Raw genomic sequence first — 6,626 nt, 5'->3', positions numbered from 1 at the left:
TCAATTAGCAGAGCGTGCAAAAACAGAGCCACAACGGTTGCAGGCGATTCAAAAGCTAGGTGAGCGTATTGAGCGGGCTATTTACCTAGTGGAGCAGTTATTAACACTTGCACGTCATGATATGCCTGATTTAGAAAAGGAATGGGTGACCTTAAATAATCTAGTGTCCTATATTACTCAGGACTATCAAGTCAGTGCTAAAAGCCATCAATTGGAGTTAATGCTGAGTTGCCCCAACAACCCTTAACTATTTTAGCTAATGAGTCTGCTTTAACTATCTTATTAAAAAAACTTATTAGATAATGCCATCAAATATACTCCGCCGGAGGCATGATTAAGGTAGGACTGGCTACTAATCCGCTGCATATAAAGTTGTGGGTGGAGGATAGCGGGATTGGTATTCCAGAACTTGAGCGCCCCTATGTGTTTGAACGTTTTTTATCGTGCCTCGAATCATCAAGCGGCTGGAACAGGGCTAGGTCTAGCCATCGTGCACAATATTGTACAGCAATTAGGGGCTAGTATTCAGTTGAGTGTACCAGTAAGCGGCAAGGGATTGATTGTACAAGTACAGTTTCCTTTATCATTATTCCCCTTTTGTAAATAACAAAAGGGCTAACCTTTTAAGTCGTTTTTAATAATTAGCTTGTTAGTCTATGTCTCAAGGTTATGGATTATCATAATCAGGGTTGATGAAAAATTTAGGTTATAAAAGGGAATAGTCAATGAAAATCAAAATGGCAACACTGGCATTAGCAGTTACATTAGCTACCGCATTAGGCATGAGTTCAGTTCAAGCAGCTTCTAGCACTATGACTAAATCACCCACAGCTAAAGTCATGAAAAAGGGTCATGTTACAAAAGCACAAAGTTAAAAGAAATCTGTTGCTAAAAGCCTGCTAAACATATTAAGGCTAAAAAAAGTAATTAAAAAATCAAAGGCTAAACGTGCTTAAGGGTTATTAAATTATACTAATTAAGTTTATTTCTCACCTTAGGGTAATAATCTTGTTGGTTTGTATTGTTTCTCCGCTTATGGAAGCCCTTCGGTTTCAGGGACGAAGCCCCTAGGGTAGTGGCTAGAGTGGTTGCTACTACCCTTTCTTTTTGAATAGCTTCATTCCTTCTTGAGTCTGCTAATGAGCCTATTGGCAGGCTTCCTTTCTCCATGACATGATGCTGAGTTATTTATATGTTTGGAGCCTTTCATGTCACATACTCCCCCCAATGCCGCATTCAAACCGATTAATATTGCGGTCTTAACAGTATCCGACACACGCACTGAAGAAAACGATACTTCGGGTCAAGTATTGTGTGAACGTATTAAGGCGGCAGGTCATCAGGTGGCAGCTAAGCATATTGCTCCCGACAATATTTATGTGCTGCGTGCCATTGTGTCGCAATGGATTGCTGATCCTGAGATTCATGCGGTGATTACTACCGGAGGCACTGGCTTAACAGGACGCGATGTGACGCCAGAAGCGCTTAAGGTATTGTACGACAAAGAAATTGAGGGATTTGGAGAGCTATTCCGTCAGATTTCTTATAACTTGATCAAGACCTCTAGCTTACAGTCGAGAGCTATTGCTGGATTAGCTAATGGTACGGTGTTGTTTAGTTTGCCCGGCTCTCCGGGGGCTTGTAAGGACGGATGGGATCATATTATTGTGCATCAACTCGATAGCCGTCATAAACCGTGCAATTTAGTGGAGTTAATGCCTCGATTTTTAGAGGTGTGATTGGTTGGTGGTACACTAGGCGGCTAATGGGTAAGGCTTAACAGACACGCGGTGAATACATCCCTGTACGCTCTTTGTCGCATCCCTGCGACAAAACGGTCTGTTAACCCTTACCCATTATCCTAGAAAGCAGCTTAGCTTGATATGCATTAAAGAGGTATTACATTAAAGACTAAAAATCTTCCCCGGATTCATAATATTGTGTGGATCCAGTGCTCGTTTAATCAGGCGCATCACTTCCACTGTGTTCTCTCCTAATTCAGCACTTAAATACTTTTGTTTACCTTGACCAATGCCATGTTCGCCCGTACAAGTGCCGCCCATTTTAATAGCACGTTCGCTCAGGCGAGCCATGAAGCTTTCAGCCTTTTCAATCTCATGCGGGTTGTTTACATCAATCAATAGCGACACATGAAAATTACCATCACCCACATGCCCAACTATAGGCGCAATTAAACCTGTTGCTTCAATATCGGCGCGGGTTTCAGCTACACAATCGGCTAATCTTGAAATCGGTACACAGGCATCGGTGGCGCAAGGCTTACAGTCAGGGCGCAACGATTGCACTGCAAAATAGGCTTGATGGCGAGCTTTCCATAATTGAGATAATTGGCTCTCATCACTAGACCAATTAAAAAAGTATCAGCGCCGTGTTCTTTCGCAATCTCGGCAAAGGTGTCAGCCTGTTCTGCTACCCCCAAGGCACTACCATGAAATTCGACAAATAGCGTGGGTTGTTCAGGCATAGTGAGTTTGGAATAGTTATTACACGCTTTGACTTGTAATTCATCCAGCAACTCAATACGTGCCACCGGAATACCATATTGAATGGTTTGAATCACGGCAAGGCAGGCGGCATTGACACTAGGAAAAGCACATACTCCACCTGCGACTACTTCAGGGCGACCAAACACTTTGACGGTTAATTCACTGATCAAGCCTAAAGTCCCCTCAGCACCTATAAATAAGCGTGTGAGGTCATAGCCTGCCGCACTTTTTTTTGGCACGACTGGCGGTTTTAATCACTTCACCCGTAGCCGTGATCACCTCTAGATTTAAAATGACATCTTTCATTGTGCCGTAGCGTACTGCATTAGTGCCTGAGGCACGGGTGGAGGTCATACCGCCTAAGGTCGCATTAGCCCCAGGATCAATGGGGAAAAATAGTCCTGTATGACGTAAAGTTTGATTAAGCGCTTCTCGCGTAACGCCGGGTTGCACGGTAACTGCTAAATCCTCAGCGTGAATTTCGAGTACTTGATTCATAGTGGATAGATCAATACACACCCCACCGAGCGGTGCATTGACATGACCCTCTAAAGACGAACCAATTCCAAAAGGAATAATGGGACACTGATAGTTCGCCGCCAGTTTAACCGCATCAATGAGCATCTGCTTATTATGAGCCAATAACACCCCATCCGCCGGTTGGTTAGTCAGCCAAGTCTGAGTATGGGCGTGTTGTTGGCGAGTAGTAAGATTCGTGGAGAAGTCTTTGCCAAAATGATCAGCAAAAGCTTGTAGAGCAGCAGCGTGTCTAGCGGTCATGATAGTGTCTCAAGAAAGAAGCATTGAGTTAGAGCTTACGGTAATTCGCAGTTTATTGCTTGGGCGGAATAGAATAAGTACCTACTGCGTGGGCAACAGGTTCGTCTTCACCCTCTGAATAAATACTCACCTCACCCACTGCCAGCACTTTACCCAATTTAAGTAGGGTACAAACGCCAATTAGGTCTTTATCTGCCTGAGGTTTACGTAAAAAATTAATATTGAGATTGGTGGTAACGGCTAGAGGCACTAAACCAATAGTTCCTAAAATGGCTGCATATAAGGCTACATCGGCGAGTAACATCATGGTAGGTCCTGATACCGTGCCTCCCGGACGCAATGCGGAAACATCGACTTTATAGCGCACCGTACTACTGCGCTCACCGACTTGCTCGACTACGGCTGGGCATTGTGGGAATTCATGGGATAAAAAGGTATTGAGTTGTTGTGCACTAAGCATAGCTATCCTCGCTAATAGTTTAGTGGGATAGTAAAGAAAGTTAGCGCCCTAGAGAAGCGTGCTAAACTAGGCTTACGTCCAATTAGGTCTTAGCTCACCATGACAGCACGTAAAAAATTGCCCATCGGTATTCAAACCTTCCGCGAAATTCGTGAAAATAACTATTACTACGTCGATAAAACCGCGTTAGCCCTTAGTCTGATAGAGTCAGGTAAACACTATTTTCTCTCCCGTCCGCGTCGCTTTGGTAAGAGCCTATTTCTGGATACGCTTAAAGAACTGTTTGAAGGCAATGAACTTCTATTTAGAGGCTTAGCCATCCACGATCAATGGGATTGGTCGGTACAATATCCAGTACTACGCTTTAGTTTTGGGCGTAATAATTATAATGTTCATTCTGCATTAAAAGAGTCGCTGCATCAGCAATTAAGTTATTTTGAGCGTATTTTAGATATGCCACCGCGATTAGAGGATGTGGGGGGGCGTTTTGCGGATTTGATTGATAGGTTGACCGAGCAAACCAATTTACCCTTAGTGATTCTAATCGATGAATACGACAAACCCATCTTAGACGCGCTCGAAAATCGTGAATTAGCGAGTGCGAATCGAGATTTTCTACGCGGTTTTTACAGTACGATCAAAGACTATGACGCCAAGATCAAATTTAGTTTATTGACCGGAGTGACTAAATTCTCCAAGGTGAGCTTATTTTCGGGCTTGAACAACCTCAAAGATATTACTCTTGATAAACGCTACAGCACCCTATGCGGGTATACCGATCAGGATATAGACACCGTGTTTGCCCCAGAGTTGGAGGGCTTAGACCGAGACAGTATTCGCTATTGGTATAACGGATATAACTGGCTAGGGGAGGGCGTTTATAATCCCTTTGATGTCCTCAATCTGTTTGATCGCCGCGAATTTAAAAACTACTGGTTTGAAACGGGAACACCCACCTTCCTGATTCGCCACCTAGCCAATAATCAATTCTTCACTCCCAATTTAGAACAACTCCAATCCGATGAAGCCCTACTCTCAGCCTTTGATATTGACCATATCAGTAATGAAGCGCTGTTGTTTCAAACGGGCTATTTAACTATTCATCAAGTCGAACAACCCCTGCTCGGCTATTGGTTTTACACCTTGGGCTACCCCAATCATGAAGTGAAAAGCAGTCTCAATAGCAGCCTACTGAGTGCCTATGGGGTGAATGAAAGCTTGGCTCTACGCAATCGTATTAACCTGATTAAAATCCTGCAACGTAATGCGGTAGAAGAACTCCAAGGCTTATTCCACGCCTTTTTCGCCAGTATTCCGCATCAATGGTATGACAGCAGCCGAGGGGTATTAGCGCAGTATGAAGGCTACTATGCTTCCATTTTTTACTCCCATTTTGCCGCGCTAGGGATTGACACCATAGTCGAAGATAGTTCGAGCTTGGGGCGTCTAGACATGGCGGTGAAATTCAGCGGGCGCATTTACTTATTTGAATTCAAAGTGCTTGAGCATAGCTCAGAGGGCGAAGCGCTTAGACAAATCCATGACAAGCGCTATGCGGACAAGTATCGGGCATTGAATCAGCCCTTATACTTAATTGGTGTGGAGTTTAGTAAGGTCACACGTAATATTGTCGGCTTTGCCATTGAGCAGGATTAGGCGTGTTAAATACCTAACCCTGCTCAAGTGCATTAACGGTATTTGCGCAAATATACTTTTTCAAAGCCACGTTTTGCCCAATGGAATGCACGGCAATTAGGTAATAGTGTGCTACCTGTCTCAGTGCGTTTAATCAACATACCTTTTTCATTCGAGTCCACGATACAAATCAGCTCGACTTTAAACGTATGATCGGCAGGTTTACCCTTGATTTCAGCTAGTAAATTTTTGCAGCCGCTTCTGCTTGTAAGTCCGCCATATGCGCTTGTTTAGGCATCCAATCAGGTCCCGGAAAACTACCCGAATCGCCCGCCACATAAACCTTATCCAAGCCTGCTACTTTACAATGCTTATCGGCTTGTACTAAACCGCCCGCAGAGCGCGGTAATTCACTATTATCAAACCACGAATTACCCGTCATACCCGGCATAAATAAAATCAAATCAGCAGCAAATTCACCACCCTCGGTTTTGACTTTATTCGCCTCAAAGCCTTTCATTTTATGTCCTAAATGACGCTCTATACCGCGCTTTTCCATTTCAGCCATTAAGCCTGCTACCGCTTTTTCGCCTAAGCGATTACCGGGTTTCTCTGCGGGACTGAAAAAGACTAATTTAAATTGGTCACGGCGACCTTGCTTGCGTAATAAGGTATCAATGCCAAATAGGTATTCAAACATCGGGCCACCGCGCATCGCAGTAGGCTCATTAGGATTACCTGCAAAACCAATAGCAATCGTGCCGCTTTGCAGTGCTTTTAAACGATCACGGATTTTTTCCGCTGCATCGACCCCTTCACAGGGCGTAATAGCGTGTTCAATGCCGGGGAGCTTTTTTATAAATTGTCCACCGGAGGCAATAATAACGCCGTCGCTAGTGACCATACCTTGATCGGTTTCGATAGTGCGTCCACCGTCTTTTAAGCCCGTTACTTTTGCGGCTTTAAATTGCACATTCATACGTTTGAGAAAATTATCGAGTGGAATCACCACATCTTCACGAGTCCGTAAGCCGCTAGGAATCCAGATGGTACTAGGCAGGTAATGTAATTCGGCCTTAGGTGAAATGAGGGTAATATCAATGGTTTTGTCTAGTTTGCGCAGGGTGCGAATCGCGGTTAGTCCCGCAAAACCTGCACCAATCACGGCGATATGAGTCATGTTGTTACCTTAGAAAAAAGATGTATGCATGGAAAGGGTTATGCAGGGCAGACCCTTGAAAGTC

The 6,626-nt window shown here is 44.1% G+C and carries 10 protein-coding genes; 5 read left to right on the top strand and 5 right to left on the bottom strand.

Features of this window, described 5'->3' with window-relative positions:
• The 4 genes from IPL34_RS18815 to moaB all read left to right on the top strand — a co-directional run.
• Positions 1 to 247, top strand: a 247-nt coding sequence (locus tag IPL34_RS18815) for a hypothetical protein (protein WP_296843025.1), incomplete at its 5' end; no start/stop codon positions are given.
• A gap of 174 nt (positions 248 to 421) precedes the next feature.
• Positions 422 to 607, top strand: a complete 186-nt coding sequence (locus IPL34_RS18810) for a HAMP domain-containing sensor histidine kinase (protein ID WP_296843024.1) — start codon at positions 422 to 424, stop codon at positions 605 to 607.
• A gap of 118 nt (positions 608 to 725) precedes the next feature.
• Entirely contained in the window at positions 726 to 875 is a 150-nt protein-coding gene (locus IPL34_RS18805) for a hypothetical protein (protein WP_296843023.1), read from the top strand.
• Between the two features lie 333 nt (positions 876 to 1,208).
• Positions 1,209 to 1,739 carry a molybdenum cofactor biosynthesis protein B gene (gene moaB, locus IPL34_RS18800; RefSeq protein WP_296843022.1) on the top strand — a complete coding sequence of 177 codons (531 nt, stop codon included), beginning with the start codon at positions 1,209 to 1,211 and terminating at the stop codon, positions 1,737 to 1,739.
• Between the two features lie 165 nt (positions 1,740 to 1,904).
• On the opposite strand, the gene IPL34_RS18795 is transcribed toward moaB, so the two are convergent.
• The 4 genes from IPL34_RS18795 to IPL34_RS18780 are packed head-to-tail and all read right to left on the bottom strand — an operon-like array spanning position 1,905 to position 3,747.
• Entirely contained in the window at positions 1,905 to 2,306 is a 402-nt protein-coding gene (locus IPL34_RS18795) for an FAD-linked oxidase C-terminal domain-containing protein (RefSeq protein WP_296843021.1), read from the bottom strand.
• Positions 2,240 to 2,746: an FAD-linked oxidase C-terminal domain-containing protein gene (locus IPL34_RS18790; protein ID WP_296843020.1), complete on the bottom strand. Its 507-nt coding sequence runs from the start codon at positions 2,744 to 2,746 to the stop codon at positions 2,240 to 2,242. The genes IPL34_RS18795 and IPL34_RS18790 overlap by 67 nt, the downstream gene beginning before the upstream one ends.
• Positions 2,718 to 3,287, bottom strand: coding sequence for an FAD-binding protein (locus IPL34_RS18785; protein WP_296843019.1), 570 nt, complete (start codon positions 3,285 to 3,287; stop codon positions 2,718 to 2,720). Before IPL34_RS18785 ends, IPL34_RS18790 begins: the two co-directional genes overlap by 29 nt.
• A 52-nt stretch (positions 3,288 to 3,339) precedes the next feature.
• Positions 3,340 to 3,747: a PaaI family thioesterase gene (locus tag IPL34_RS18780; RefSeq protein ID WP_296835805.1), complete on the bottom strand. Its 408-nt coding sequence runs from the start codon at positions 3,745 to 3,747 to the stop codon at positions 3,340 to 3,342.
• Between the two features lie 99 nt (positions 3,748 to 3,846).
• Between IPL34_RS18780 and IPL34_RS18775 the strand changes: the two genes are divergently transcribed.
• Complete coding sequence (locus IPL34_RS18775; RefSeq protein ID WP_296835802.1) at positions 3,847 to 5,403, top strand: ATP-binding protein; 1,557 nt, start codon at positions 3,847 to 3,849, stop codon at positions 5,401 to 5,403.
• 217 nt (positions 5,404 to 5,620) lie between these two features.
• Here IPL34_RS18775 and IPL34_RS18770 read toward each other — a convergent pair whose 3' ends face one another.
• The gene (locus IPL34_RS18770; RefSeq protein WP_366931086.1) at positions 5,621 to 6,562 is read right to left on the bottom strand and encodes an FAD-dependent oxidoreductase; all 942 of its coding nucleotides are present in this window, start codon (positions 6,560 to 6,562) and stop codon (positions 5,621 to 5,623) included.
• Between the last annotated feature and the right edge of the window lie 64 nt (positions 6,563 to 6,626).

The organism is Thiofilum sp. (assembly GCF_016711335.1).
Lineage (GTDB): Bacteria > Pseudomonadota > Gammaproteobacteria > Thiotrichales > Thiotrichaceae > Thiofilum.
This window is presented reverse-complemented; position numbering and strand designations above follow the sequence as displayed.